General features: G+C 38.4%; 21 protein-coding genes and 1 tRNA gene. 13 read left to right on the plus strand and 9 right to left on the minus strand.

From position 1 onward, the window contains the following. The first annotated feature begins 151 nt into the window (after positions 1-151). The 3 genes from fabG (at position 152) to PIECOFPK_RS02590 (ending at position 2,846) form a co-directional block, all read left to right on the plus strand. Positions 152-907: a 3-oxoacyl-[acyl-carrier-protein] reductase gene (fabG, locus tag PIECOFPK_RS02580; protein WP_330974793.1), complete on the plus strand. Its 756-nt coding sequence runs from the start codon at positions 152-154 to the stop codon at positions 905-907. 46 nt (positions 908-953) lie between these two features. Then, positions 954-1,514 carry a DUF5715 family protein gene (locus tag PIECOFPK_RS02585; protein ID WP_330974794.1) on the plus strand — a complete coding sequence of 187 codons (561 nt, stop codon included), beginning with the start codon at positions 954-956 and terminating at the stop codon, positions 1,512-1,514. Positions 1,515-1,604: 90 nt separating this feature from the next. After that, positions 1,605-2,846, plus strand: a complete 1,242-nt coding sequence (locus PIECOFPK_RS02590) for a chromate transporter (RefSeq protein WP_409966447.1) — start codon at positions 1,605-1,607, stop codon at positions 2,844-2,846. Here PIECOFPK_RS02590 and nadD read toward each other — a convergent pair. Both nadD and PIECOFPK_RS02600 read right to left on the minus strand, forming a co-directional pair. Then, positions 2,834-3,406 (minus strand): nicotinate (nicotinamide) nucleotide adenylyltransferase, encoded by a 573-nt coding sequence (gene nadD, locus PIECOFPK_RS02595; protein ID WP_409966448.1) that lies wholly within the window; start codon positions 3,404-3,406, stop codon positions 2,834-2,836. The genes PIECOFPK_RS02590 and nadD overlap by 13 nt on opposite strands. A gap of 8 nt (positions 3,407-3,414) precedes the next feature. Further along, the gene (locus PIECOFPK_RS02600; protein WP_330974797.1) at positions 3,415-3,645 is read right to left on the minus strand and encodes a ferrous iron transport protein A; all 231 of its coding nucleotides are present in this window, start codon (positions 3,643-3,645) and stop codon (positions 3,415-3,417) included. A gap of 50 nt (positions 3,646-3,695) precedes the next feature. Between PIECOFPK_RS02600 and ybeY the strand changes: the two genes are divergently transcribed. Both ybeY and mnmG read left to right on the plus strand, forming a co-directional pair. Then, positions 3,696-4,133, plus strand: coding sequence for an rRNA maturation RNase YbeY (gene ybeY / locus PIECOFPK_RS02605; RefSeq protein ID WP_409966449.1), 438 nt, complete (start codon positions 3,696-3,698; stop codon positions 4,131-4,133). Between the two features lie 199 nt (positions 4,134-4,332). Further along, on the plus strand, positions 4,333-6,201 hold the full coding sequence (gene mnmG / locus PIECOFPK_RS02610) for a tRNA uridine-5-carboxymethylaminomethyl(34) synthesis enzyme MnmG (protein WP_409966450.1): 1,869 nt from the start codon (positions 4,333-4,335) through the stop codon (positions 6,199-6,201). Between the two features lie 282 nt (positions 6,202-6,483). Here mnmG and PIECOFPK_RS02615 read toward each other — a convergent pair. Then, positions 6,484-6,556, minus strand: a tRNA-Phe gene (locus PIECOFPK_RS02615). Between the two features lie 74 nt (positions 6,557-6,630). Further along, positions 6,631-8,895 carry a DNA helicase RecQ gene (recQ, locus tag PIECOFPK_RS02620; RefSeq protein WP_409966451.1) on the minus strand — a complete coding sequence of 755 codons (2,265 nt, stop codon included), beginning with the start codon at positions 8,893-8,895 and terminating at the stop codon, positions 6,631-6,633. A 244-nt stretch (positions 8,896-9,139) separates the two neighbouring features. Between recQ and PIECOFPK_RS02625 the strand changes: the two genes are divergently transcribed. From PIECOFPK_RS02625 to PIECOFPK_RS02635, 3 genes are read left to right on the plus strand one after another with little or no spacing between them, the layout of a single operon-like run. After that, the gene (locus PIECOFPK_RS02625) at positions 9,140-10,102 is read left to right on the plus strand and encodes an SIS domain-containing protein (protein WP_409966452.1); all 963 of its coding nucleotides are present in this window, start codon (positions 9,140-9,142) and stop codon (positions 10,100-10,102) included. 3 nt (positions 10,103-10,105) lie between these two features. Next, the gene (locus PIECOFPK_RS02630) at positions 10,106-11,188 is read left to right on the plus strand and encodes a mannose-1-phosphate guanylyltransferase (protein WP_330974802.1); all 1,083 of its coding nucleotides are present in this window, start codon (positions 10,106-10,108) and stop codon (positions 11,186-11,188) included. A gap of 5 nt (positions 11,189-11,193) precedes the next feature. Then, complete coding sequence (locus PIECOFPK_RS02635) at positions 11,194-11,910, plus strand: 3'-5' exonuclease (RefSeq protein ID WP_330974803.1); 717 nt, start codon at positions 11,194-11,196, stop codon at positions 11,908-11,910. Position 11,911: 1 nt separating this feature from the next. On the opposite strand, the gene nadA is transcribed toward PIECOFPK_RS02635, so the two are convergent. Continuing rightward, positions 11,912-12,922 (minus strand): quinolinate synthase NadA, encoded by a 1,011-nt coding sequence (gene nadA / locus PIECOFPK_RS02640; protein ID WP_409966453.1) that lies wholly within the window; start codon positions 12,920-12,922, stop codon positions 11,912-11,914. A 592-nt stretch (positions 12,923-13,514) separates the two neighbouring features. Between nadA and PIECOFPK_RS02645 the strand changes: the two genes are divergently transcribed. Next, positions 13,515-15,677: a S46 family peptidase gene (locus PIECOFPK_RS02645; RefSeq protein WP_409966454.1), complete on the plus strand. Its 2,163-nt coding sequence runs from the start codon at positions 13,515-13,517 to the stop codon at positions 15,675-15,677. A 120-nt stretch (positions 15,678-15,797) separates the two neighbouring features. Then, positions 15,798-16,109 carry a YtxH domain-containing protein gene (locus PIECOFPK_RS02650; RefSeq protein ID WP_330974806.1) on the plus strand — a complete coding sequence of 104 codons (312 nt, stop codon included), beginning with the start codon at positions 15,798-15,800 and terminating at the stop codon, positions 16,107-16,109. A gap of 18 nt (positions 16,110-16,127) precedes the next feature. Here the strand turns inward: PIECOFPK_RS02650 and PIECOFPK_RS02655 are convergent, their stop codons facing one another. Together PIECOFPK_RS02655 and rho are read right to left on the minus strand one after the other, a co-directional pair. Next, the gene (locus PIECOFPK_RS02655; protein WP_330974807.1) at positions 16,128-16,835 is read right to left on the minus strand and encodes an NUDIX hydrolase; all 708 of its coding nucleotides are present in this window, start codon (positions 16,833-16,835) and stop codon (positions 16,128-16,130) included. Positions 16,836-16,933: 98 nt separating this feature from the next. After that, on the minus strand, positions 16,934-18,679 hold the full coding sequence (gene rho, locus PIECOFPK_RS02660) for a transcription termination factor Rho (protein WP_330974808.1): 1,746 nt from the start codon (positions 18,677-18,679) through the stop codon (positions 16,934-16,936). Positions 18,680-19,098: 419 nt separating this feature from the next. Here rho and asnS point away from each other — a divergent pair, with 419 nt between their 5' ends. Next, positions 19,099-20,538, plus strand: a complete 1,440-nt coding sequence (gene asnS / locus PIECOFPK_RS02665; protein ID WP_330974809.1) for an asparagine--tRNA ligase — start codon at positions 19,099-19,101, stop codon at positions 20,536-20,538. Positions 20,539-20,585: 47 nt separating this feature from the next. Here the strand turns inward: asnS and PIECOFPK_RS02670 are convergent, their stop codons facing one another. Continuing rightward, positions 20,586-21,473, minus strand: coding sequence for a dienelactone hydrolase family protein (locus tag PIECOFPK_RS02670; protein WP_409966455.1), 888 nt, complete (start codon positions 21,471-21,473; stop codon positions 20,586-20,588). Positions 21,474-21,564: 91 nt separating this feature from the next. Between PIECOFPK_RS02670 and PIECOFPK_RS02675 the strand changes: the two genes are divergently transcribed. Both PIECOFPK_RS02675 and PIECOFPK_RS02680 read left to right on the plus strand, forming a co-directional pair. Continuing rightward, the gene (locus PIECOFPK_RS02675) at positions 21,565-23,508 is read left to right on the plus strand and encodes a heparinase II/III family protein (RefSeq protein ID WP_409966456.1); all 1,944 of its coding nucleotides are present in this window, start codon (positions 21,565-21,567) and stop codon (positions 23,506-23,508) included. A gap of 74 nt (positions 23,509-23,582) precedes the next feature. Further along, positions 23,583-24,869 (plus strand): glycoside hydrolase family 88 protein, encoded by a 1,287-nt coding sequence (locus tag PIECOFPK_RS02680; protein ID WP_330974812.1) that lies wholly within the window; start codon positions 23,583-23,585, stop codon positions 24,867-24,869. 107 nt (positions 24,870-24,976) lie between these two features. On the opposite strand, the gene PIECOFPK_RS02685 is transcribed toward PIECOFPK_RS02680, so the two are convergent. Beyond that, entirely contained in the window at positions 24,977-26,620 is a 1,644-nt protein-coding gene (locus tag PIECOFPK_RS02685; RefSeq protein ID WP_409966457.1) for an FMN-binding glutamate synthase family protein, read from the minus strand. Positions 26,621-26,631: the final 11 nt, after the last annotated feature.

Consider the following 26,631-nt stretch of genomic DNA (forward strand, 5'->3'; position numbering starts at 1 on the left):
TTTTGCATTAGTGATGTAATGACTCTTTTATAAAATTAAACAATCTTCCAAACCCTTCTCAATGCAGTGATATAATTTCAATATCTGCCGCTAATTACCGCCTACATACAAATAATTACTTATTTTGCAGCGCACAAAAATTCATCACTACATGAAACTTCTTGAAAACAAAGTAGCCATCGTAACCGGTGCAGCCCGCGGAATTGGCGAAGCCATTGCCGTAAAATTTGCAGAACAGGGCGCAAATGTGGCCTTTACTTATGTAAGCGATAGCAGTGCAGAGCGTGCAGCGGCCCTTGAAGAAAAACTGAAAGCACTTAACGTAAAAGCCAAAGCCTATAAAAGCAATGCGGGCAATTTTGAGCAGTGTGAAAGTTTGGTTGCTGATGTTTTAAGTGAATTCGGACAAATAGATATTTGCGTTAATAATGCCGGTATCTCTCGCGATAATCTCTTGCTTCGGATGAGCCCGGAACAATGGGAAGAAGTATTAAATACCAACCTGAACAGCGTTTTCTACATGACCAAGCAGGTTCTAAAACCCATGATGAAAGCCAGAAGCGGCAGCATCATTAACATGAGCTCTGTAATTGGGGTAATGGGAAATGCCGGTCAAGCTAGCTATGCGGCAAGTAAAGCAGGTATTATTGGTTTTACCAAAAGCGTGGCGAAAGAATTGGGAAGCCGGAATATTCGTTGTAATGCCATCGCTCCCGGATTTATAGAAACCGATATGACCAGCTATCTGAATGAAAATTCCGGGGCAGAAAAATATTTAGCAGACATTCCTCTTAACAGATTTGGAAAACCTGAGGACATTGCCAATCTGGCGCTGTTCTTAGCTTCGGACTTGAGTAGTTATATCACGGGTCAGACGATTAGCGCCTGTGGCGGATTAAATATTTAGGGCAGTCTTTCTGGCTGCCCTTTTGCCAGAAACTCGAATCAAATTAATGAAATTTCAAAAACGCTTACTACTTCCGTTATTTGTTTTAGTTCTATACAACGCAGCAGGTCAAACAGTATATGATACTCATCTTCAGGCCGCACAGAGATCTGGTATACCACTTATACAGAACAATTCTCAGCTAAACGCTCTTGTAAGTAAAAAAAAGCTGGTTAAAGTAGGTGTGCATCGTGGCTATACTATTGCAAGACTTACACATAGCAAACCTTACCTTACCCCTCGCTCCTATAAAGTTTTGAAAGACCTCGGCAATACTTTTTATACAAGAAGCAAAAAGAAAACTTTTACAGTTACATCGGTTACGCGTACATTATATGATCAGAAACGATTATCGCGTATAAATACTAATGCTGTTACTACCAAACCCAGCTCCCATAATTACGGCTGTTCTTTTGATATTTCTTATATAAGATTCAATAATCGTAAAGCTCCCAATACGCGATTGGAAAAATTGTTGGAAACCATTCTGACCGAATATCAAAAACAGGGCAAGCTGTACTTTATTAAAGAATACCGCGAAAAATGTTTTCATATTACTGTTAGATAGCAATTATTATTCATATTTGCGAAATTAGATTCATATTTATCCGTTATCTTTAAAAACAATATTCATCACAACTCATTTTTTTCCGCGCTCATGTTGTATTTGCGGCACTTAGAATTTTTAAAGCTGGTTTTCATACACGGCCTTACGGCTTTTGGTGGGCCCCAAGCGCATCTGGCAATGATGATGAAAACTTTTGTAAAGCAAAGGCCGTATGTTACTGAGCAGGAATTGATGGAGTATACTGCTTTTTGCCAGCTGTTACCCGGAGCTTCTTCTACTCAAACGCTTACATTAATTGGGTTTAAACGAGGAGGTCCAGTACTGGCTATATTAACCTTGCTTGTATGGATTTTACCTGCATGCACTATCATGTGTGCGCTTTCCTTTTTTGTAGAGTATATCGAAGGTTCATCTCGGCACACAGATATTTTTAAATTTATAGTACCCATGGCGGCAGGCTTTCTAATCTTTGCCTGTATCAGCTCTTTACCTTACTCCGTAAAAAATTTGATAACCGGAGTAATTGCTGTAATTACCGCCATTGCTACATTTCTATTCTTTGGCAAACCCTATATAGTTCCTATTCTTATTATTGCCAGTGGAATTGTCACCAATCTGAGTCGCAAGCGTATACCGCAAACAGACACCAAACCCGGAAAAATCAGATGGTGGAACATCTGGCTCTTTGCGATTATTTTCATTATTGCGGGTGTGCTTAGTGAAACTGCGCGTAAAAACGACTGGACTTATCGCAAGCCTATCAATTTATTCGAACATACGTATCGTATGGGCAGTCTGGTTTTCGGTGGCGGAAATGTGTTGATGCCGATAATGTATGAACAGTTTAGCGTAAGACCTGAAGCAGTGAAAAACAAAAACCCTAATGTTATACAAATAGGAAAAAAGGAAATGCTTACCGGTATCGGTATTGTGCGTGCCGTACCGGGTCCGGTTTTTTCCATTGCTTCCTATTCGGGCGGACTAGCCCTGAAAGACATGGGACCATCTATGCAAATTCTGGGAGGAGTGATTGGAATGATTGGCATTTTTCTTCCTAGTGCATTGCTGGTGCTTTTCTTTTTTCCTATTTGGAATATGTTGAAGAAATATGCCGTAATTTATCGATCTCTCGAAGGTATTAATGCTGCCGTACTAGGTATTATGATTGGTTCTACTTTTTACATTCTGAAAGATGTGATATTGTTTGACGGAAGCACTTTGGGATTTTGGAATATTGCCATCATTCTCGGTTCGGCCTTTGCGCTGATATTTACTCGCATTCCACCACCCATTCTGGTAGCAGTAAGTATTGCATTGGGTTATTTTCTATAATAGCCGCCCTTTTCAATTTCTTCAATAACGTTGTCGGGTAAAAGGTATTTTACTGATTTTCTTTCCTTGATTAAACGCCTAATATGCGTAGCAGAAATTTCAAGTAATGGAGCCTCCAATACTTTTACTTTTGATGTAGAATCGACAGAAATATCAAAACATGGTCGATTATATACTAATATTTCATAATTTTCTAATATATAAGAGGCGTTTTTCCACCGATGTATATTTTGGAAGCTGTCCCCACCCATAATGATAGCAAACTCGTGCTGTGGATATTTTTCAGTGAGATGTGCTAGAGTAATTGCTGTGTAAGAAGGTCGCGGTAAAGTAAATTCAATATCACTGGCCTTCATTCGAATATCGCCCTCAATAGCTAGATTGACTAAATGATAGCGGTGATTTTCGTTGAGCAGAGATGCAGATTCTTTGAATGGGTTTTGAGGAGATACTATAAACCATACACGTTCTACCCATTCTTCATTCAAGATATGATTTGCAATGATGAGATGGCCGTGATGGATAGGATTAAAGGAACCAAAATAAAGTCCGATTTTCATTAGGGGTATTATTCGCCAGTATGTACAACAATATGTTTTGCTTCATCTGTTCTAAGGCTTAGCAGATAGCCCGCCACAGAAACAGACATAGGGTCATTGAACAATGCCTTTTGTACTACTTCAATTTTTTCGCCCGGCAAGCACCCCATTTCCATTAACTTCAAAAAAATTTCCTCGGTAGTAAATTTCACGATAGTTGCTATCTGGCCCGGTTCTAAATCAGACAATAATAATTCCATAATGCAAAGCTAAGCATTGTTGTTTGTGTTTTGTTTACGAATTTTGGAACATGTCGTTAAAAAATTTTTCTATTCGATTTTACTTTCAGAAGCCTATTACTTTAAAAGAAAGAAGGCGACTAAAAGATTTTTTGATACAGCAATTACGCAAGGTTGGAAAAACCGGAGCTGAAATAAATTATGTGTTTTGCTCAGATGAAGAACTTCTTTCCATAAATCAAACACATCTAAATCACGATTACTATACTGATATTATAACGTTCGATCTTTCAGAAAAAAATTCTCCAAATCTGGTATCTGATATTTATATCAGCACAGACAGGGTAAAAGACAATGCGAAAGCTTTTAATGTGCCGCAAAACACAGAGTTATTGCGTGTAATTTTTCATGGCGTGTTACATCTCATAGGTTATAAGGATAAAACCTTAGAAGATCAAGCTCAAATGAGATCGATGGAGGAACAATGGTTAAAAACCTACCTTTCTTAATCTTTCAAAATACATTTTTACTTTACGTTCCACGTGAAACACTTTGTTTTTCAAACTACTTATTATGTTCCACGTGGAACCTTAAACTCTCTTCAAAATTTCGTTCTGTTTCACGTGAAACATAGTTTATCGTATTAATATTGTCATTTCACACATAGGAGGCTGCAGTCGTTTTAATAATTGTTACTTTTGCACCCTTATGTTTCCAGAATACGATGTTATAGTAGTTGGTGCCGGACATGCCGGTTGTGAAGCAGCAGCGGCTGCTGCCAATATGGGCTCCAAGACCCTATTGGTAACCATGAATATGCAAACTATCGCCCAAATGAGCTGTAATCCTGCAATGGGAGGTATTGCAAAAGGTCAGATTATCCGTGAAATTGATGCAATGGGCGGCTACTCAGGGATTGTGACGGACCATACTATGATTCAGTTTAGAATGCTGAATCGATCTAAAGGCCCGGCTATGTGGAGCCCTCGTGCACAAAGCGATAGAATGCTTTTTTCTGCAAAATGGAGGGAAATGCTGGAACAAACACCTAACCTGGATTTTTATCAGGATATGGTGAAAGGTTTATTAGTAAAAGATAAGCGTGTATGCGGTGTTATTACCGGATTGGGGCATGAAATAAAAGGAAAAGCAATTGTTTTAACCAATGGAACCTTCCTGAATGGTGTAATTCATATAGGGGAAAAGCAGTTTGGCGGTGGTCGTGTGGCTGAAAAAGCAGCTAGTGGTATTACGGAGCAGCTAGTGGAACTAGGATTTGAAAGTGATAGGTTAAAGACTGGAACACCTCCTAGAATTGATGGTCGCAGTTTGGATTATTCCAAAATGGAAATCCAAAACGGAGATGAAGAAATAATAGGCTTTTCATTTACTGATACTCCTAAACTTAACCCCAAACAACAACGTTGCTGCTGGATTACTTACACCAATACAAAGGTGCATGATATCTTAAAAACCGGATTCGACAGGAGCCCGATGTTTACCGGTAGAATAGATGGTGTAGGTCCCCGATATTGTCCCAGCATCGAGGATAAGATTAATCGCTTTGCAGAGAGGGATCGTCACCAATTATTTGTAGAGCCCGAAGGATGGAATACTGTAGAAATATATGTGAATGGATTTTCTACATCTTTACCAGAAGAAGTACAATATGAAGCCCTCCGGAATGTACCGGGTTTTGAAAATGCAAGAATGTTTCGTCCGGGTTATGCAATCGAATACGACTACTTCCCACCTACACAGCTTAAACATACACTTGAAACGAAGTTGATAGACAACTTATTCTTTGCTGGTCAAATCAACGGTACAACCGGGTATGAAGAAGCGGCATGCCAAGGCCTAATGGCCGGTATTAATGCGCATCTTAAAGTACAGGAAAAAGATGGGTTAGTCTTACAAAGAAGTGAAGCATACATTGGCGTATTGATAGATGACCTTATCAGCAAGGGTACTGAAGAGCCTTATAGAATGTTTACTTCCCGTGCTGAATATCGTACCCTGCTCAGACAAGATAATGCAGATGCACGCTTAACTCCCATCAGTTACAAATTAGGCTTGGCCAGTGAAGAGAGAATGGAAAGAGTGACCCAAAAGAACGAAAACGTGGCTAACATTATTGCTATTCTAAAAAGCACAGTTTTCAAACCCGAGGATATCAATCCATTCCTAAAACACATCAACTCTTCTGAAATTGTAGAAAAGCAAAAAGCTGATAAAATTCTTCTCCGACCTAGTGTGGAATTGGAAGATTTGGCACAGGCTGTGCCCGCTCTTGGAGAAGCTCTTAAAAAATACAATAAAGAAGAAATTGAGCAAGCTTCAATACAAGTAAAATATCAGACTTACATCGAAAAAGAAAGAGAAATTGTGGCACGTATGAGCGAGATGGAAAATCTGGTCATTCCTGAAAACTTTGATTATACAAAAATCAGCTCTTTAGGCAACGAAGCACGCGAAAAATTAAGCAAAGTAAAGCCGCGTACTTTAGGTCAGGCTACCCGTATCTCTGGCATTAACCCAAGTGATATACAAATTTTAATGGTGTACATGGGTAGATAAGCCCCTTCGTTCTCTATTACTAATACCTAGAACATACTATATTTTCATTGCTGATGTTCTAGGTATTTTTATCCCTTCTTATAAAGAATAGTATTATATTAAATTATAATAATATATTAATTATAAATAATTTCTCTTCGCCCCTTCCTGAATTTTCCTATTGCTAACGTAGTATGATAGGATAATCAATAAAGCTAAACGGGATTTTTTATCGGCCTTTCTAAGAATAAAACGAATAAATAAATAAGAAAATAAAAAACCCTTGCCGATTAGCAAGGGTTGTGGTGTGGGCCGGAATCGAACCGGCGACACAAGGATTTTCAGTCCTTTGCTCTACCAACTGAGCTACCGCACCGACCGTTTTAACGGGGCAGCAAAAATAAAGGTTTTTAATTAAAAATCTATTTTTTATGAAAATTTCTTGCAGAATTACATACCATACTCACTAAGGAATTTGATACGCATAATTTTTAACTGCTCCCAGTTGAAATCGAATTCTGCCAATTCCTTTTGTGCCACTTCAAGAGAGGAGGTTTCGCAAGTTTTGAAGTACTCCATAATTTCATACTGCTCATTCTCATCAAGCATCTCATCGATGGCATAACCGATATTGAGTTTAGTACCGCTGGCAGCTATGGTTTCCATTTCTTCTAGCAGTTCAGCAGTTTCCCACCCTCTATTCTTGGCAATTGTTTCCAAAGGAATTTTCTTATCGGTTTGTTGAATGATATACACTTTATCACCGCTTTTATTCACAACACTCTTCATCACGAAATCGTCGGGTTTTTCTATGTTGTTTTCTTCAACATACCGAGCAATCAACTCCACAAAGGGCTTTCCGTAACGACGTGCTTTAGCACCACTAACACCCTGGCATTTTTCCAGCTCCTGTAAAGTTGTAGGATACAGTGTTGCCATATCTTGCAGAGATGTTTCCAAGAAAATAACCCAGGGAACGAGTCCAATTTTTTTAGCTTCTTTCTGCCGCAGTTCTTTTAACATTTCAAAAAGACGCTCATCTACAACCGCTCCATCTGCCACATTATCCATACCTTCATCATCATCTCCCATGGCCTCTTCAAAATTATTGTTCAGGACAATGCTGAAAGATTTTGGTTTTTTGAGGAACGCTGCTCCCTTATCGGTTATCTTCAATACACCATATTCTTCAATATCCTTGCGCAGCAATCCTTCTAAAATCATTTGTCGGAAAAGCGAGTTCCAAAAATGTGCATCTTTTTCCTTACCGATACCAAAACTGGAAAGTCCTTCATGGCGGAACATCTTAACCTGAGGTGTTAGCTTGCCGGTGATAATAGTGACCATATAATCTGTAGCAAACTTTTCACCCAGCTCCTTGATAGCCTTTAATACAATGACAGCATCTTCCTTGGCCTCTATCTTCTCCTTTGGATTTTTACAATTATCACAGTTTCCACAGTTTTCTTGCGGAAACTCTTCGCCAAAGTAACTGAGTATTACTTTACGTCTACACACGCCGCTCTCGGCATATGCCACGATTTCATTTATTAATTGTGCACCTACTTCTCTTTCACTTAACGGCTTATCCCGCATAAGGTGCTCTAGCTTACTTACGTCTTTATGTGAGTAATAAAGAATACATTTTCCTTCTAATCCATCGCGTCCTGCCCTACCGGTTTCTTGATAATAGTTCTCGATCGACTTTGGAATATTATAATGTATCACAAACCGTACATCGGGCTTATCGATTCCCATACCAAAAGCGATAGTGGCCACAATCACCTGGACATCCTCACTTAGAAAATCGTCCTGTCTTTTAGCCCGCAATTTGGCATCCAACCCCGCATGATAAGCAACCGCCTTGATACCATTTGCTTGTAAAATATCGGCTAGTTCCTCAGTAGTTTTGCGATTAAGGGTATAAATAATACCACTTTTATTTTTCATTCCCTTTATAAAGCGCACAATGCTTTCGTGTGTTTGAGATTTTTTGATTTTGGGAATGATTTCATAATAAAGATTTTCCCTGTTGAAAGAAGAGATAAATATGTTGGGTTCTCTAAGATCGAGATTCTTAATAATATCACTCTGAACCTTAGGTGTAGCAGTAGCGGTGAGAGCGATAACCGGCAAATTAGGATTAATCTTATCCATCATTTCGCGCAGTCTGCGATATTCCGGCCTAAAATCGTGTCCCCACTCACTTATACAATGCGCTTCATCTACCGCAAAGAAAGAAATGTTCAGATCGCTGAAGAATGAAAGATTTTCGGGTTTTGTTAGTGTTTCCGGAGCCACATATAAAAGTTTGGTTTTTCCGGAAATCAAATCGTCATGAACAGCCTTTATTTCCTTTTTGGTTAAAGTCGAATTTAAAAAGTGTGCAATCTCGTCATTGCTATTATATCCTCTTACCAGATCCACTTGGTTTTTCATTAAGGCTATGAGAGGTGATACGATAATGGCTACGCCGTCCGATATCATAGCCGGAAGCTGATAACACAGGCTTTTACCTCCTCCTGTTGGCATAATCACAAAAGTGTCTTTACCAGACAGTAAAGATTCTATTATTTCCTGCTGTTTTCCTTTAAATTGTTTAAAACCAAAGTATTTCTGCAGCGCTTCGTGCAAATCAACCTTTGTCTTCTTCGCAGCCTGCCCAGGCTCTTTTTTGGCTTTTTTTGGGGCAGCTTTTCCACTTTTGACACCCATTTTATCTATATTCCGTATTTTAACTTAAGCAAAATCATGCGTAAAAAAGATACGCCAGATATTATTAAAAAAAAAATAATCTTTTTGGTGGTTGCTAAGTTACTGCTCTTAAAGGAACTCTACTAAGCAAAATTGGTTAAATTTTATTATCTCCAACCTTAATTTATATCCTCTGAAATAAGGTGGATAAACCTTTCGGAATTGACATATAAACCAATACTTTTGCTTTTTGTTACCCTTGTGTATGAAACCCAATTGTAAGGATATTGCACAGCGTGTTATAGCACAGGAAGCTGCTGCAGTAGCAGCTCTTCAAAAGTTCGTCGATGATGACTTTGAAAGAGCTATAGCACTTTTACTCAATTGCAAAGGCCGTATTGTCTTAAGCGGCATTGGTAAAAGCGCTATTATTGCCCAGAAGATTGTTGCTACTTTTAATTCTACAGGAACACCGTCTATTTTCATGCATGCCGCAGATGCTTTACACGGCGATTTAGGGATTATACAGGAAGGGGATGTAGTAATGATTCTTAGCAAAAGTGGAAACAGCCCTGAAATAAAAGCGCTCATTCCACTCATTAAAAATTTTGGCAATAGCCTCATAGCCATATGTGGTAATGAACATTCGGATTTGGCTAAGCAGGCAGATATATTTTTAAATACCACAGTACCTAATGAAGCTTGTCCCAACAACCTGGCCCCTACAACCAGTACTACAGCTCAGTTGGTAATAGGCGACGCCCTAGCCGTGTGTCTTATGGAAATAAAAGGCTTCAAGGATGAAGATTTTGCTAAATTTCATCCAGGTGGTACACTAGGCAAAAAATTGTACTTACGGGTAGCCGATGTATTTGTTCACAATGAAAAACCGGCTGTGTACCCCCATCAGTCTTTAAAAGAAGTTATTGTAGAAATGACACAAAAAAGACTGGGTGTTACTGCCGTTATTGATGAGGAACAAAATCTGGTTGGAATAATTACCGACGGAGATTTAAGAAGAATGTTGAAAAAAAATACCGATATTGAACATATATCAGCGAAAGACATCATGACCATACATCCAAAACATATTTCAAAGGATGAATTGGCCATTACAGCCCTAGATATAATGCGGAAAAACGCCATCACCCAATTGGTTGTTACCGACAATAAAAAATATTCTGGTATTATTCACATTCACGATTTACTAAAAGAAGGATTGATATAAGTCATGAATAAAAATAATTATGTAGCTATAATGGCCGGCGGTATCGGAAGCCGCTTCTGGCCAAAAAGTAGAACTTCATACCCCAAACAGTTTCTGGATATCCTAGGCACCGGAAAAACCCTCATACAGGCTACTTTCGAACGTTACAGTAAAATTGTACCTACTGAAAATATTTATGTAGTTACTTCAGAAGATTATACAGATATTGTAGCATCACAGCTGCCCTCATTACCAAAAGAAAACATTGTTGCCGAACCTTTCAGAAAAAATACGGCACCTTGTATTGCTTACATTGCATTTAAAATTCATGAAAAAAATCCAGATGCTGTAATGATTGCGGCACCTGCTGATAATCATATTCCCGATTTTGAGAAATTTTCGGTAGTGATTAACAAAGCGCTGGATTTTGTATCCCATATTAATGCGCTTACTACCATCGGCATCAAACCTACACATCCCAATACAGGGTACGGCTATATTCAACATGAAGATATAGAAGTGGCGCCTGGTATTTATAAAGTAAAAACATTTACTGAAAAGCCTAATTTGGAATTAGCCAAAGCTTTTATTAAAAGTGGTGATTTCTTATGGAATAGTGGCATTTTTACATGGAAATGTAAAACCATCATCAAATCCTTTGAAGAACATTTACCGGAAATATACGAGCTATTCTATAGTGAAAAAGAAAAATTAAATACTCCCGCAGAAGAAAAAATAATAGAAGAAATATACTCACAATGTCCGAGCATTTCCATTGATTTTGGAATTATGGAAAAAGCGAGCAATGTATACATTATCCCGGCCGACTTTACATGGACCGACTTGGGAACATGGAACAGTGCTTATGCCAATATGGAAAAAGATTATTTTGGAAATGCAGTGGCAGGTAGTGATGTAATTGTATTTGATACTCACAATTCTGTGATTCATGCTCCTGAAAAAAAATTAGTACTTGTGCAGGGTATGGAGGATTATATAATTGTAGATACCGAAGATGTACTTTTAATTTGCAAGAAAGATAAAGAACAAGAAATTAAAGATTACGTTGCTGAAGTAAAAAGAACCAAAGGAGATAAATATCTATAACAGACATGAATTATCCAATACAAAACATATTATTTCTGGACGTGGAAACTGTTCCGCAAAAAGCCAGTTATGAATTATTGGATGAAGAGTGGAAAAAACTATGGGATACTAAAGCAAGCTTTCTTTTAAAAAACTATGAAAACGAAACCTCCGAAACTATATATGAACGAGCAGGTATTTATGCCGAATTCGGAAAAATTATTTGCATCAGTTGTGGAATAATACATGGATCGGAGAATGAAAGAAAGCTGGTTATAAAATCCTTTGCAGGAGATGATGAAAAAAAGATTCTAGCAGATTTTACAGAAATGCTAAACCGATGGAGCAGTAATGAACCCAAATATCTCTGTGCACATAACGGTAAAGAATTTGACTTTCCTTATATCTGTAGAAGATTAATTATAAACAATCTTCCTATTCCCGTACTACTTAATATTGCCGGTAAAAAACCATGGGAGATAAATCATCTCGATACCATGGAAATGTGGAAATTCGGTGATTACAAAAGTTATACATCTTTAAATCTGCTAGCCCGCACTTTAGGTATTAGCACACCCAAAGATGATATCGATGGCAGTATGGTAGCCAAAGTATATTACGAGGAAAAAGATATTGACCGCATTGTAACTTATTGTCAGAAAGACGTAATTACAACTGCGCAAATATTTCTACGTTTTAACGGAGAAAAACAAATTGAAAATACTAATATAGAATTCAAATAAATTACAATCCGGCTTGCTTACTTATTTCTAGCATTCTGTCAATAGGCTTTTTAGCTGCCAGACGCAGTTCTTCATCCATTGTAATTTCGGGAAGCTCATATTTCATACACAGGTATATTTTTTCCAATGTATTGCGCTTCATGTGTGGACAATCGTTGCATGCACAGCCATTATCCGGAGGAGCAGGTATAAATTTCTTATGCGGGCTGGCTTTTTCCATCTGATGCAGAATACCGGTTTCGGTAGCTACGATAAATTCATCTGCATCACTTTCCATAGTGTACTTCAATAATCCTGTTGTGGAACCTATAAAATCAGCCAGCTTCAACACTTCCTCTTCACACTCGGGGTGGGCAATAAATTTAGCATTCGGATGCTGTTGTTTCAGCTTTACGATTTTTTCAAGACTAAATATTTCATGCACAATACATGCACCGTTCCACAACAACATGTTGCGACCTGTAACTTTATTGATGTAGGCTCCTAAATTCTTATCCGGAGCGAAAATTATTTTTTGGTCTTTTGGAAAACTATCCACAATAATGCGGGCATTACTACTGGTAACAATTACATCGCTCAGCGCTTTAATACCGGCGCTGCAGTTGATGTAACTTACCACAACATGATCGGGATGTTGTTCCTTGAACAACTTAAACATGGGAGGAGGACAGCTATCACTCAGTGAACAACCGGCTTTAAAATCGGGAATAACAACTTTCTTAGTTGGATTGAGAATTTTTGCCGTTTCGGCCATGAAATGCACACCCGCAAAAACAATCATATCGGCATTTGTCTTCTCGGCCTCCTGAGCCAATCCTAGACTATCGCCAATGTAGTCAGCTATATCTTGAATATCAGCTTCCTGGTAATAATGCGCTAGAATAACTGCATTTTTTTCCTTCTTTAATTTGCTAATTTCTTCAAATAAATCCAGCGTTGGATCTACCTCAATATCCAAAAATCCCTTTACGTCCAATTCCTGCTGTGCTGTTTCCAAGATAGCTGCTTCCATGATAAAAATTTAAATTCGATATGCAATGATACAATGCAATGGCAAATTTTCGCAAACAAATTTTTGCGATTGCTATTATAACACTATTAATAACTATTTTATTATTTTTTAAAAAAAGACCTATTACTATTACGGCTGTGAATTAGTGGATAACTTCCATTTTAGTTCTATTACAAATTTAAAAGTTAATTGTTTTCCACACAATTTGACATCTAATTAACATGAAAGGTATTAGATCTTGCTTATTTTGGAGGGTTTTCCACAATTATGTGGATATCATTAATGTAAATAAAAAATTTTTTGCTTCACTACGTATTGCTGTGGATATCCGATAGTATAATTTTAAAGTAACTCACCGACTAAAAGGGCTTCCACAATATTTTAAAATTTATAACCCAACAATTATGTTTCATATAAACGTTTCACGCAGGGTTATCCACATAAATCCATTGCTATTCACATATCTTTGGGGAGAAATTTTTGGTTAATGGGCTATTTTTCACAATAATGAAATCCTAAAAACACAAATTAGGAACGACACAATATATATCTGTTACCCTGTTCTGTAAAAAACATCTTAATTACATAAGTTATGATTTACGTAAAAAGAATATTATCAGTGTTCATCTGCGTATTACTCTTTTCAGTAGCAAAGGCAGATGAAGGTATGTGGTTGCCTCAGCTTCTAGAAGCACTTAATGCTAAAAGAATGAAAGAGCTGGGTATGAAAATGAGTCCTAGTGATATTTATAGTATTAACAAGGCAAGTTTGAAAGATGCCGTAGTGAGCTTTGGAGGATTTTGTACCGGAGAAGTTATATCGGACAAAGGATTATTGTTGACAAACCATCACTGTGGATTCAGTGCTATTCAGAGTCATTCTACTATTGATAAAAATTTTATAAGAGACGGTTTTTGGGCAAGAGATTATGCCGAAGAATTACCCAACCCGAACTTGTTTGTAACATTTATTGTAAGAATAGATGATGTAACTGCTCAGGTACTAACAAATGTATCTGAATCGATGGCTGAAAACGAACGTCAGTCGCAAATAGCTAGAAATGTTCGTGGGTTATTGAATAATGTTAAAAAAGAAACTTATCAGGATGCATATGTGCGTCCTTTCTTTGAAGGAAATAAATTTTACCTGTTTGTTACCGAAACCTATCATGATGTAAGATTGGTAGGTGCACCTCCTTCCTCTATTGGGAACTTTGGAAAAGATACAGACAACTGGATGTGGCCGCGCCATACGGGCGATTTCAGTCTATTCAGAATCTATGCTGGAAAAGATAATAAGCCGGCAAAATATAGTCCGGAAAATGTTCCTTATAAGCCAAAAAAATTTTTATCTATTTCGCTTAGTGGTGTAAAGGAAGGTGATTTTACAATGGTGTTTGGTTTTCCGGGTCGCACCTCCGAGTATTTGCCTAGTGAAGCTGTAGAACAAATTATGACAGTGTATGATCCGGCTAAAATTTCAATAAGAGATAAAGCCTTATCTATTCTTGATAAATACATGCGTAGTGATGGGGCAATAAAGATTCAATATGCATCGAAATATGCCGGAATCAGTAATGCTTGGAAGAAATGGCAAGGCGAAGTATTGGGGCTTACTACTACTAATGCAGTTCAGAAAAAATTGAACTACGAAAAAGAATTTACAGCATTGCTGGAGAAAAATCCTACATTAAAAACTAAATATGGTAAAGTATTACCCGAGCTGATTCAAAAGCATAAGGAGATAAAACCTTATGCACTAGCGCGCGATTATTATTTAGAAACTACTAGTAAAGTAGAATTATTTACAGTTGTCAACAAAATACGTGCATTAAAATCGCGAAAAGACAAACAGGGTTATGCAGAAGCTTTGGCCGCTGACATTAGCTGGTTTGAAAAATTTTGGAAAGATTTCAATATTAATGTAGATAAGGAGCTCTTTGCTGCTATGATGCAACTTTACATAGAAAAGCAAGAACCGAGCTATGTAGCTACTTATGCCAAAGAGCAATATCATCAATATAATGATTATGCTAAATGGGCTGACGATGTTTATAGCAAAAGCGTATTTGCCGATAAGCAAAAAGTAATGGATGCTTTAACAAATCAGCCCGAACGATTGTATGATGCATTAAATACAGATGTTGCGGCCAAATTGCTTATTGAAATCGCAAATATGTATGATAATGATGTTGCGTTAAAGGTTAATAAAATTCAGGCTGATATCAATAAGTTACAGCGCTTGTATATGCAAGCACAGATGGATGCATTTACTCATAAAACATTTTATCCCGATGCTAACAGTACTTTAAGAGTGGCTTTTGGTAATGTAAGTGGATATAACTCCCCGTCGGGTAAGAAATATGATTATTATACTTATTTAGATGGTGTGATGGAAAAATATAAGCCCGGAGATTATGAATTTGATGTACCCCAAAAGCTGATAGAACTGCATAAAAAGAAGGATTATGGCATATATGGCGTTAATGGTAAAATGCCAGTATGTTTCATTGCTTCCAATCATACTACAGGAGGAAATAGTGGTAGTCCCGCACTTGATGCTTATGGAAATTTGATAGGACTAAACTTTGACCGCGTGTGGGAAGGTACGATGAGTGATATTAATTATGATCCTTCCATCTGCCGAAATATTATGGTAGATATTCGTTATGTACTTTTCATTATAGATAAATTTGCCGGTGCCGATCATTTAATAAAGGAAATGAAGCTGGTATATCCTACTGCCAAAAAATAAATCGAATTTTAAAAGCAATAGTAAAAAGTCTGCTCATAAAAAAGGGCAGGCTTTTTGTTTATACACTAGTGTGCTTGCAATTTCTCAGGATTTTTTTAACTTGTATAAAATATTCGTACTATGGTAAACAACAAACATATAGCTACATTTATTCTAGGTGCATTGGCAGGTTTTGCGGCTGGAAAATATGCCAATATGAGCGAAGAAGAAAAAGAAAAAATGATGAATGATTTGAAGGAAAAGGCCAATAAGCTTAAAGAAGAGGCCGGTAAAACCGCAGAACAAGCAAAAGATTATTTTTCAGAATTAGCTTCTAAAGGAAAAGAAGCTATGAAAGAGTATTTTCCTGAAGCCGAAAAATGGTTTAATGATATTTTCGGGAAAAAGGAAAACCCCGATACCGAAGAACAGTCATCTGCTACAGGTGCCTAATCGGCTTATGATACGTACTTAGAGTAAATCGTTGGGATTAGGTACCAGCTTCAATATCTTGTGTAAGTTCTGCTGATAGTGTTTTCTATCCAGCTTGTAGTAGAAGGCTCCCTTTTTAGAATTACTTTTATCCTTTTCTTTTAGTTTAATAAGAAGGTTGGTAGAGAGCATCTTTCTGCTGAAGTTTCCTTTATCGAAGACAGTGTTAAACACGTCCTCGAAAAGTGTTTGTAACATAGGGATGGTGAATTTTTCGGGTAATAACTCAAATAAAATAGAATGTGATGCAGCTTTATATTGCAGCCTATTTTGAGCCATCATCACCATCTCATTATGGTCAAATATGAGAGAAGGAAATTCTTTTATAGGGAACCAATGTGCTTTAAAGTTATCGTGTAATGAGTCTTTGTATTTATTAATATCGATCAGTGCGAAATAACCGATAGATATGGTACGCTGTACCGGGTCGCGATCCGGACGCGTAAAGGTGTGAAACTGCTCCAGATAAATACCATCCAGACCGGTAAGTTTTTTCAAGACTCTTTTGGCAGCATCTTCAGCACTTTCATCTTTATTCACAAAACCACCCATCAGACTCCATTTACCTTTTTCGGGTTGAAATCCTCTTTTTATTAGTAGTATTTTCAATCGGTTACCGTCAAATCCGAAAACGATACAATCCACGGCAACCTTCATTTTAGTGCCTACGGAATATTTTTTTCTCATCGAAGTAATTAGTAAATAAAAGCTTATAAGTAGTAAAGCTAAAGGAAAAGGCTGGAACTTTTGAGAAAGAACCAGCCTTTTTATATTAATATTAAGACTTATGAGTTCATGCTAGCAAGGAATTCTTCATTGCTCTTGGTGCCCTTCATGCGTTTTAAGAGTTCTGTCATCGCTTCTTCTGTCTTCATATCGGCCAGATATACGCGAAGCAGATTCATTCTTTGCAGCACGTCCTTATCAAGCAACAGATCGTCGCGGCGTGTAGAAGACGCTGTGAGATCAATTGCAGGGTAAATGCGTTTATTAGCCAGTCTTCTATCCAACTGCAGTTCCATGTTACCGGTACCTTTGAATTCTTCAAAGATCACTTCATCCATTTTGCTTCCGGTATCGATAAGGGCTGTAGCTAGAATAGTAAGAGAACCTCCGTTTTCAATTTTACGGGCGGCACCAAAGAACTGTTTGGGTTTTTGCATGGCATTGGCTTCCACACCACCACTTAGTACTTTTCCTGAAGCGGGCGATACGGTATTATGAGCTCTTGCCAAACGAGTGATAGAGTCGAGCAGGATCACCACATCGTGTCCACATTCTACCAGTCTTTTAGCTTTCTGCAAGGCCATGTTAGACACTTTTACGTGTTTTTCGGCCGGCTCGTCGAAGGTGGAAGCAATAACTTCGGCTTTCACGCTTCTTTCCATATCGGTTACCTCTTCAGGTCTTTCATCTACCAGTACCACCATTAAGTAACACTCAGGGTGATTTTGGGCAATAGCATTTGCTACTGCTTTCAACAACATGGTTTTACCAGTTTTGGGCTGAGCTACGATCAAACCTCTTTGTCCTTTACCAATGGGGGTAAAGAGGTCCATAATGCGTGTGGAATAATCTTCCGGTCTGGTAAAGAGGTTTAATTTTTCGTAAGGGAATAGTGGTGTCAGATAATCGAAAGGTACGCGGTCGCGCACTTCTTCCGGGCTCTTACCGTTGATGGTATCCACTTTTAAGAGCGCAAAATATTTTTCGCCTTCGCGCGGAGGACGAACAGCTCCATGTACAGTATCACCTGTTTTTAATCCAAATAATTTGATTTGTGAAGGAGATACATATACATCGTCAGGGCTGGATAAATAGTTATAGTCAGAAGATCTTAAAAAACCATATCCGTCTGGCATCATCTCCAACACACCCTCGCTCAAAATCACACCATCAAACTCTACATTGAAAGCAGCATCTTTTTCTTTCTCTTTTTCTTTTTTCGCTTTGCTGGGTTGAGGAGCTACTTCGTCTATAATTACAGGAGTCGGATTGGCGTATTTTTCTGTGGCCTTTAGGGCTTTTTCAATAAAAGAAAGCGTAGCTGGATCGAAAGAGAAATCTTTCCCTTCATTTTCATCTTCTTGTTCGCTATATGCTTCGGTAGTAGCTTCTTCTACCTCGGTTTTTTCCTCTTTCTTCTTTTTGGTTTCTTTTTCTTCGGATTCTGCTACAGTTTCTTCTTCTTCTTTTTTCGTTGTAGTTTTTTTCTTTTTAGCCGCAGCTTTAGCTTTTTTAGCTGGCGCTTTGGCCTTCTTTTCTTTGGTTTCTTCTTCCTGTGTGTCAGTTCCTTCGTCTTCCACAAAAGCTTCCTCCGTTCCTACTGAAGTGGTAGCTTTTACGATGCGTTTTCTCTTAGGTTTTGTTTCAGTTGTTTCTTCCTTAGAACCCGCTATCGCCTGGCTGTCAAGGATACGGTATACAAGCTCTTGCTTCGTCAGTTTTTTCGCATCAGGAATATTTAACTGTTTGGCAATGTCCAACAATTCCGGAACGAGCATGTCGTTCAATTGTAAAATATCATACATAGGGGTAAACTTAATTAATCAAATACCGGCTTTCGCATGCTGATTAACAATAAAAAATAATGAAAATTGTTTTAGGTGAATCTTATTGAAATGGAAATCAATAATTAGCAGAGATGATCACAAGCCGTAGGTCATTTCTGCTGCGAAAATAATGTGTTTTTATCAAAAAAAACAAAACATATAAAAAATTTTGACTTTTTTTAAGTTATTAAAAAGGCTTAACACTTGGTGTGGCTTCTCTTGATAATATCGTTTAAAATAGAACGCATAATTAACAAGAAAACAAATTTTTTGCCTATTTTGATATATTTTTTCTAAAAATTATTCCTTGTTAATGTAATTTTTCTCGTCCAAATAATATAAATACAGGCCAAGGTGGAGGATATTAATATTATCTTTGCCGCCCAAAATAAAAGCAAATGTTCAATAAGAGGATTAAAATAAAAGAGCTGCTACAACAGGAACCTCAGGAGCAGGAAGTTACGGTAATGGGATGGGTGCGTACTTTCCGTAATAATCAATTTATTGCATTGAACGATGGAAGTACCAATACCAATCTACAAATAGTGGCAGAATTGGGCCAGTTCGAAGAATCGCTTCTGAAAAGAATCACTACCTCAGCTTCTTTGAAGGTAACAGGAACGCTGGTCCCCTCTTTGGGTAAAGGACAAAAAGTGGAGCTGAAAGCGAGAGTTATTGAAATACTAGGAGATAGCGATCCTGAGAAATATCCTCTACAACCAAAGAAACATTCTTTGGAGTTTTTGAGAGAGATTGCGCATTTGCGTTTTCGTACGAATACGTTTGCTTCGGTATTTCGCGTACGTCATGCATTGGCCTTTGCAATTCATAAGTTTTTTAACGAAAAAGGATTCGTCTACATACACACTCCTATCATTACTGCTAGTGACGCTGAAGGTGCAGGAGAAATGTTCAGAGTAACCACATTACCCTTCGATAATACACCTCGCAACGAAGACGGATCGGTAGATTTTAAAGAAGATTTTTTTGGAAAATCGACCAATCTTACAGTAAGTGGCCAGTTGGAAGGAGAACTAGCAGCTACAGCACTGGGCGAGATCTATACTTTTGGCCCTACTTTCAGAGCCGAAAACAGCAATACTACACGTCACTTGGCGGAGTTTTGGATGATAGAGCCGGAAATGGCGTTTTATGATTTGGAAGATAATGCCAACTTAGCCGAGGCATTCATCAAGTACATCATAAAATACGTAATGGATCATAATGCTGAGGATCTGGACTTTCTGGCTAAGCGTTTGGCCGATGAAGAAAAGCAGTTACCCCAGGACAAACGCTCGGAAATGGGATTGATTGAAAAACTAGAATTTGTGCTAAACAATCAGTTTGAAAGATTAACCTATACCGAAGCCATCGACATTCTGGCGAATAGTAATTATAATAAGAAAAAGAAATTCCAGTATCCTATTACAGGATGGGGTATGGACTTGCAAAGCGAGCACGAACGTTATCTTGTAGAAAAACATTTCAAAAAACCTGTGATATTGATGAATTATCCGGCCCAAATCAAGGCATTTTATATGCGCATGAATGATGACGGAAAAACAGTAGCCGCAATGGATATTTTGGCGCCGGGTATTGGTGAAATCGTTGGCGGTTCGCAGCGTGAAGAAAGACTGGATGTGCTGCTGAAAAAAATGAAGGATATGAACGTTCCCGATGAAGAACTATGGTGGTATCTAGATACCCGTAGATTTGGAACAGTTCCTCATGCTGGTTTCGGACTGGGATTTGAACGTATGATTCAGTTTGTTACCGGGATGAACAATATCCGTGATGTAATACCGTTCCCTAGAACACCTAAGAACGCTGAGTTTTAAAAAAGAGTTGGTTTTAAATAATAAAAAATAGTGTGGTCTTTGCCACACTATTTTAGTTTTTGGTTGAAGAAGTCTATTGTTCTTTTCCACGCCAACTCGGCTGATTCTTTATCGTAGCGTGGTGTGGTATCGTTATGAAACCCATGATTGGCTTTAGGGTACATATACATTGTGTACTCCTTATTGTGCGCCTTAAGTGCGCTTTCATAAGCAGGCCATCCCTCATTTACCCGAGTATCCAATTCTGCATAATGAATGAGTAGAGGAGCTTTAATTTTTGGAACATCTTCGTCCTTAGGCTGTCCTCCGTAAAAAGGAACAGCTGCTCCCAAATCCGGAACACGCACAGCCATCATATTAGCCACCCATCCGCCAAAACAAAACCCTACCACACCTATACGTCCTGTACATTTCGGATGTTTTTTCAGATAATCGTATCCGGCGATAAAATCTTCTAAGATTTCTTCTCTGTTACGTTTAGCCTGCAAGGCGCGACCTTCATCATCATTACCCGGATATCCGCCTAATGGTGTTAAAGCATCCGGAGCTAATGCCACAAATCCGGCAAGAGCTGTTCTTCGAGCCACATCTTCGATATAAGGATTCAGTCCGCGATTTTCATGCACTACAATTACGCCCGCCAATTTTTCTTTAGCATCAGAAGGCATGCACAACAGGCCTTTCATTGTACCGGCACCTTTGGGAGAAGCATAGGTGATATATTCCGCCTGAATGCGCGGGTCATCTGCCTTAACCTGCGTGCGGTTCTTGTAATCAGGCATTAAAAAACTCATGAGCGAAGAAACGGTAAGCCCTCCTACTGCGTACAGGGAAAGCTTTTGAACAAATTCGCGTCTATCTATACGATTGTGGGCATAGTCATCGTACAGATCAAAAACTTCTTGTTTAATATCTTCTTTTTTGATGTCGGCCATAATGAAGGGTTTTTAATTAAAGCAAACGTTTGAAATAATCCTGAGAGGTAAAATCTCTTATCTTTAAGAACTTTCCTAAAAAGATTTTATTGTGAATTTACTCTACTTTTTTAAAAGAAATTGCGTATTGCTTTGCCTTTTAGTATGGATTACCGGACGTGTGCAAGCCGGCGAACCTCGTAATTTGCTACAACAACAAGGCGATGTAAATTTTGTAAAAAAAGTATTGCTTGCTAAAGAAAAGTGGATGCCCTATCCCGCATATCGCGACCGGAATGCTTGGAATCTTTTTTTAGGAGATTATAAACAAGATCTCATCCAAGAAGGGGAAAAATATTTGACCTATCAGTGGCTTATTGTTAAGGCTACGGATTATTTGGAATATTCTCGAAGCGATTCGCGTACGATAATGGAAGAACCTTTTAATAAAAACCTCAAAGCCATATCTACATTATTTCTTGCAGAAATGGCTGAAGGTAACAAGCGATTTATGGATCAGCTTATCAATGGTGTGTTTGCTCTTTGTGAAATGACTACATGGTCTTTATCGGCCCATCTTTCTTTACAACAGGGCAATAATAAAAGGTTTCCCGATCATCAGCAGAACATAATCGATCTGTTTGTAGGAGATGTAGGGTCTATGCTGTCCTGGATTCACTATTTTTTGAAAGAAGAATTTGATAAAGAAAACAAACTCATCAGCGAACGTATAAGATTTGAAATTAAAAAGCGGGTTTTAGATCCTTATATGGAAACCGATCGCTTTTGGTGGATGGGCTTTAGTACCAATCCATCGCAGTTGGTGAATAATTGGAATGTGTGGTGCAATAGTAACGTGCTCCAAACTTTTGCTTTAATGGAAGAAGATCAAGAAAAACTGGCACAGGCGGTGTATAAAACCATGCGTTCCGTAGACCGGTTCATAAATTATGTTCATGAAGATGGCGCCTGTGAAGAAGGACCTTCGTATTGGGGACACGCTGCAGGCAAGCTATATGATTATTTACAATTCCTACACAACATTACAGGCGGACAAATATCGATTTTTCATGAACCGCTAATAAAAAATATGGGAGAATACATTTGTCGGAGCTATGTGGGGAATGGTTGGGTTGTGAACTTTGCGGATGCTACGGCAAGAGGCGGCGGCGATGCAGCGCTTATTTATCGCTATGGAAAAGCCGTGAATAGTAAGGAAATGACAGCCTTTGCATCCTATCTAATAAAAGAAAGTAGAGATAATTTAAAGCCTAAAGAATTCAGAGATGTATTTCGCATACTTGAAAGTATTGCTCATAATAAAGAAGTGATCAATACAGCGCCTTCACTGCCTACGGCTTCTTATACATGGTATCCGCAAACCGAATTTTTATATGTTAAAAACGTCCACTATTTTCTAGCTGCAAAAGGAGGACATAATAATGAAAGCCATAATCACAACGACGTAGGAACTTTTTCTTTATATGTAGATACGATTCCATTTTTTGTGGATGCCGGCGTGGGTACTTATATGAGACAAACATTCGGCAGTGAGCGATATTCTATCTGGACGATGCAAAGCAATTATCACAATTTGCCCACTATTAATGGGTTTGCTCAGCTTAACGGGGCAAACTATAAATCTTCTGATGCCCGTTTTGATAATCGCTATAATAGATTTAGTTTAGATATTAGTAAGGCTTATCCAAAAGAAGCAGCAGTTAAAACATGGTATAGAACGTATACTTTGTCTTCCAAAGAATTGAAGATAGAAGATGCTTTTGAACTTACAACAACAAAACAACCTCACATCATCAACTTTCTTGTAGCTGCAAAACCAGATACCGTTAAAAAAGGAATTATCAGCTTACGTAAAGAAGGCAAAGAAGTAATACTGCACTATCCTTATCAACAATTTGATGTGGAAGTGGATACAATCGAACTTACAGATAAGAAGCTTTCTTCTGTCTGGGGTAAGGAGTTATATCGGATAAAATTAGTAGCCAAATCCACTCACATAAAAGGAAAATATGTTTATACGATTCAAAAAAAATAAATAACCCAAACCAAGAAAACAGATAGGCTTTTTACAAAAGCCGCAATTTTTTATAAAAAAATCCAATACAGTATATGTACAAAAAAACGATTGTAATTGCATTATCCTTTGTTATTGTTTTTTCTGCTTGTGTTGCAAAAAAGCAATCCCAAACCGCATTAGCTGATGAGTTCGTGAAGGAAAACTTTTCGCATGCTTCCGTAATGCTGAAAGGACTACTGAAGACGGCTAATGAAAAATTCGATGCAGAAAGAGGGGCTTATCCGCGCACGATAAATAAAGAAGAAAAATTAGTTACCACAAATATGTACGATTGGACATCGGGATTCTTTCCCGGCAGTTTGTGGTATGTATATGAACACACAAAAGACGAGACGTTAAAGGCCGAAGCTTTAAAATGGACCGAAAAATTGGAACCCCTGCAAACTTTTACAAGACATCATGATTTGGGATTCATGATGTACTGTAGCTATGGCAATGCTTACAGAATAACCAAAAATGAAAAATATAAGCAGTTGCTCATCAATGGAGCAAAATCTTTAAGTACGCGATTTAATGAAACCACAGGCTCTATTAAATCGTGGAATGTATTTAGGTCTTGGCATAATACGGATGAATTTTATTTTCCTGTGATTATTGATAATATGATGAATTTGGAAATGCTGTTTTTTGCTTCCAAGGTGTCGGGGGATGACCATTTCAGAAAAATAGCAATTAAACATGCTGAAACAACAATGCAAAATCATTTCAGACCTGATAACAGTTCTTATCACGTAGTATGTTACGACAGTACAACCGGCAAAGTGCTTACCAAGCAAACTGCACAAGGATATGCCGACAATTCTACTTGGAGTCGGGGTCAGGCCTGGGCTATTTATGGCTTTACGATGACTTATCGCGAAACGGGTGATCCGCGCTTTTTAAATCAAGCTATAGGATTGGCCGATTATTTTGTCAATAATAAGAACTTGCCAGAAGATGGTATTCCTTATTGGGATTTTAATGCTTATGAACAAGGGTTTACGCCTGGAGCTCGCTCCAATGCAAGAAATATTTCTGTCTTGTACAGAGACGCATCGGCCGCGGCAATAACAGCCTCTGCATTGCTTGAATTAAGTACTTATGCGGATGCATCGAAAAGCAAGCAGTATAAAGCCATGGCCGTGAAAATTCTGCGTTCCTTGTCTTCGGATGCATACAGGGCTAAACCCGGAACCAATGGCAATTTTATTTTAAAACATTGTGTTGGGAGTATTCCGCATAATTCTGAAATTGATGTTCCCTTGGTATATGCCGACTATTACTTCCTCGAAGCCTTACACCGATATGATAAATTGTTAAAAGGGCAGAAACTTTTTTAATATTTAACATCGGAGAGATTAAAAACAATATAAAAAATCCGGAAGCTTTGTGGTCCTAACTATATCAAAAACCACAAGCTTCCGGATGCCTTAAAGTTTATAGGATATTAGCCCGCAGTTATCTTGTTATAACCAGTAGCTTCGCTCCAGCTTCCCACAGAATGTACACCCCAATGATTTTCATCGGCCATTAAGAAGTCTCTTTTATACTTTTCAGGTATATCACCTTCGAGAAAACATCCTTCTCTTACCGATGGAAATATTTCTTCGAATGTGTACATGGCGGTAAGCGATACTCTTCTGTACACGTGCGAGCGTGTGATATCATCCATGCTTCTCAATCCGGCGGCAGCCATTAGTTCTACAAAGGCTTTCACTGTGTTTTTATGATAATTAGCTACACGATATTTTTTATCGTCTATCACTAAGCCTTTCGTAAGTTTTGGATCTTGTGTAGCCACGCCGGTCGGACACCGGTTGGTATTGCACAACAGCGCTTGTATACAACCTACGGCCAGCATCATAGCGCGTGCACAGTTGCAGGCATCAGCCCCCAAGGCTGCAGCCCGTGCAATATGGAAGGCGGTAGTAATTTTTCCTGATGCAATAATTTTTATGTGATGCCTGATGTTTAATCCTCTTAATACATCATCCACAAAAGCCAAACCATCTAATAAAGGTGCTCCTACATAGTTAGAAAACTCCTGCGGAGCCGCACCAGTTCCTCCCTCTCCCCCGTCTACGGTTATAAAATCAGGATAAGTATCGGCATTTATCATAGCCTTGCAAATTGCCATAAACTCGCTCTTATGACCGATACATAATTTGAATCCAACAGGCTTTCCGCCCGATAATTCTCTTAGTTGTTTGATAAATTGTATGAGCTCCTTCGGAGAAGAGAATGCAGTATGATAGGGGGGCGACTCAACCGTTGTTCCCGGAACAATATGACGAATTCTTGCTATTTCGGGTGTGTTTTTGCTCGCCGGCAAAATACCCCCATGGCCCGGTTTGGCGCCTTGCGAAATTTTTATTTCTATCATCTTCACGTTTGGAATCTTTGCTTTTTCGGCAAATAATTCCGGAGAGAAATTACCATGTTCATCCCTGCAGCCGAAATAACCGGTACCTATTTGCCAAATCAAGTCTCCGCCTTGTTTTAAATGATAATCACTAAGACCTCCTTCGCCGGTGTTATGAGCAAAGCCCCCAATTTTAGCGCCGCCATTCATCGCCTCAATAGCATTGGAGCTCAGCGAACCATAACTCATGGCAGAAATATTGAGAATACTTCCGTTATACGGTTGTTTGCAATCTTTATTTCCAAACAAAACTCTCGGATTATGGTCCAGCTGCTTAAAATCTACTGGAGCTACGGAATGACAAATCCATTCATACCCCGGTGCATATACATCCAGCTGTGTACCAAAGGGCATGGTGTCATTGTCCAGCTTAGCACGTTGGTACACGGTAGAACGATCCACTCTGTTCAAGGGTCTACCGTCAATATCCGATTCAATGAAATACTGATAAATCTTAGGGCGCAATTCTTCCATTACATAACGCAGCCGGCCAAATAGCGGATAAATACGGCGGATACTGTGGCGCGTTTGTAACATGTCGTAATAGCCTAAGCACGAAAGCACAAACACGGCAGCAAAGACCACATACCAGTTTTTACTGATATAAATCGACAGTAAAAGCGAAATGATAATGGAGAGAACGGATACAATGACAAATATTCGTCTCATGATAAAAGATA

The organism is Chitinophagaceae bacterium C216, assembly GCA_028485475.2.
In the GTDB taxonomy this organism is placed as follows: Bacteria; Bacteroidota; Bacteroidia; order Chitinophagales; family Chitinophagaceae; genus Niabella; species Niabella composti.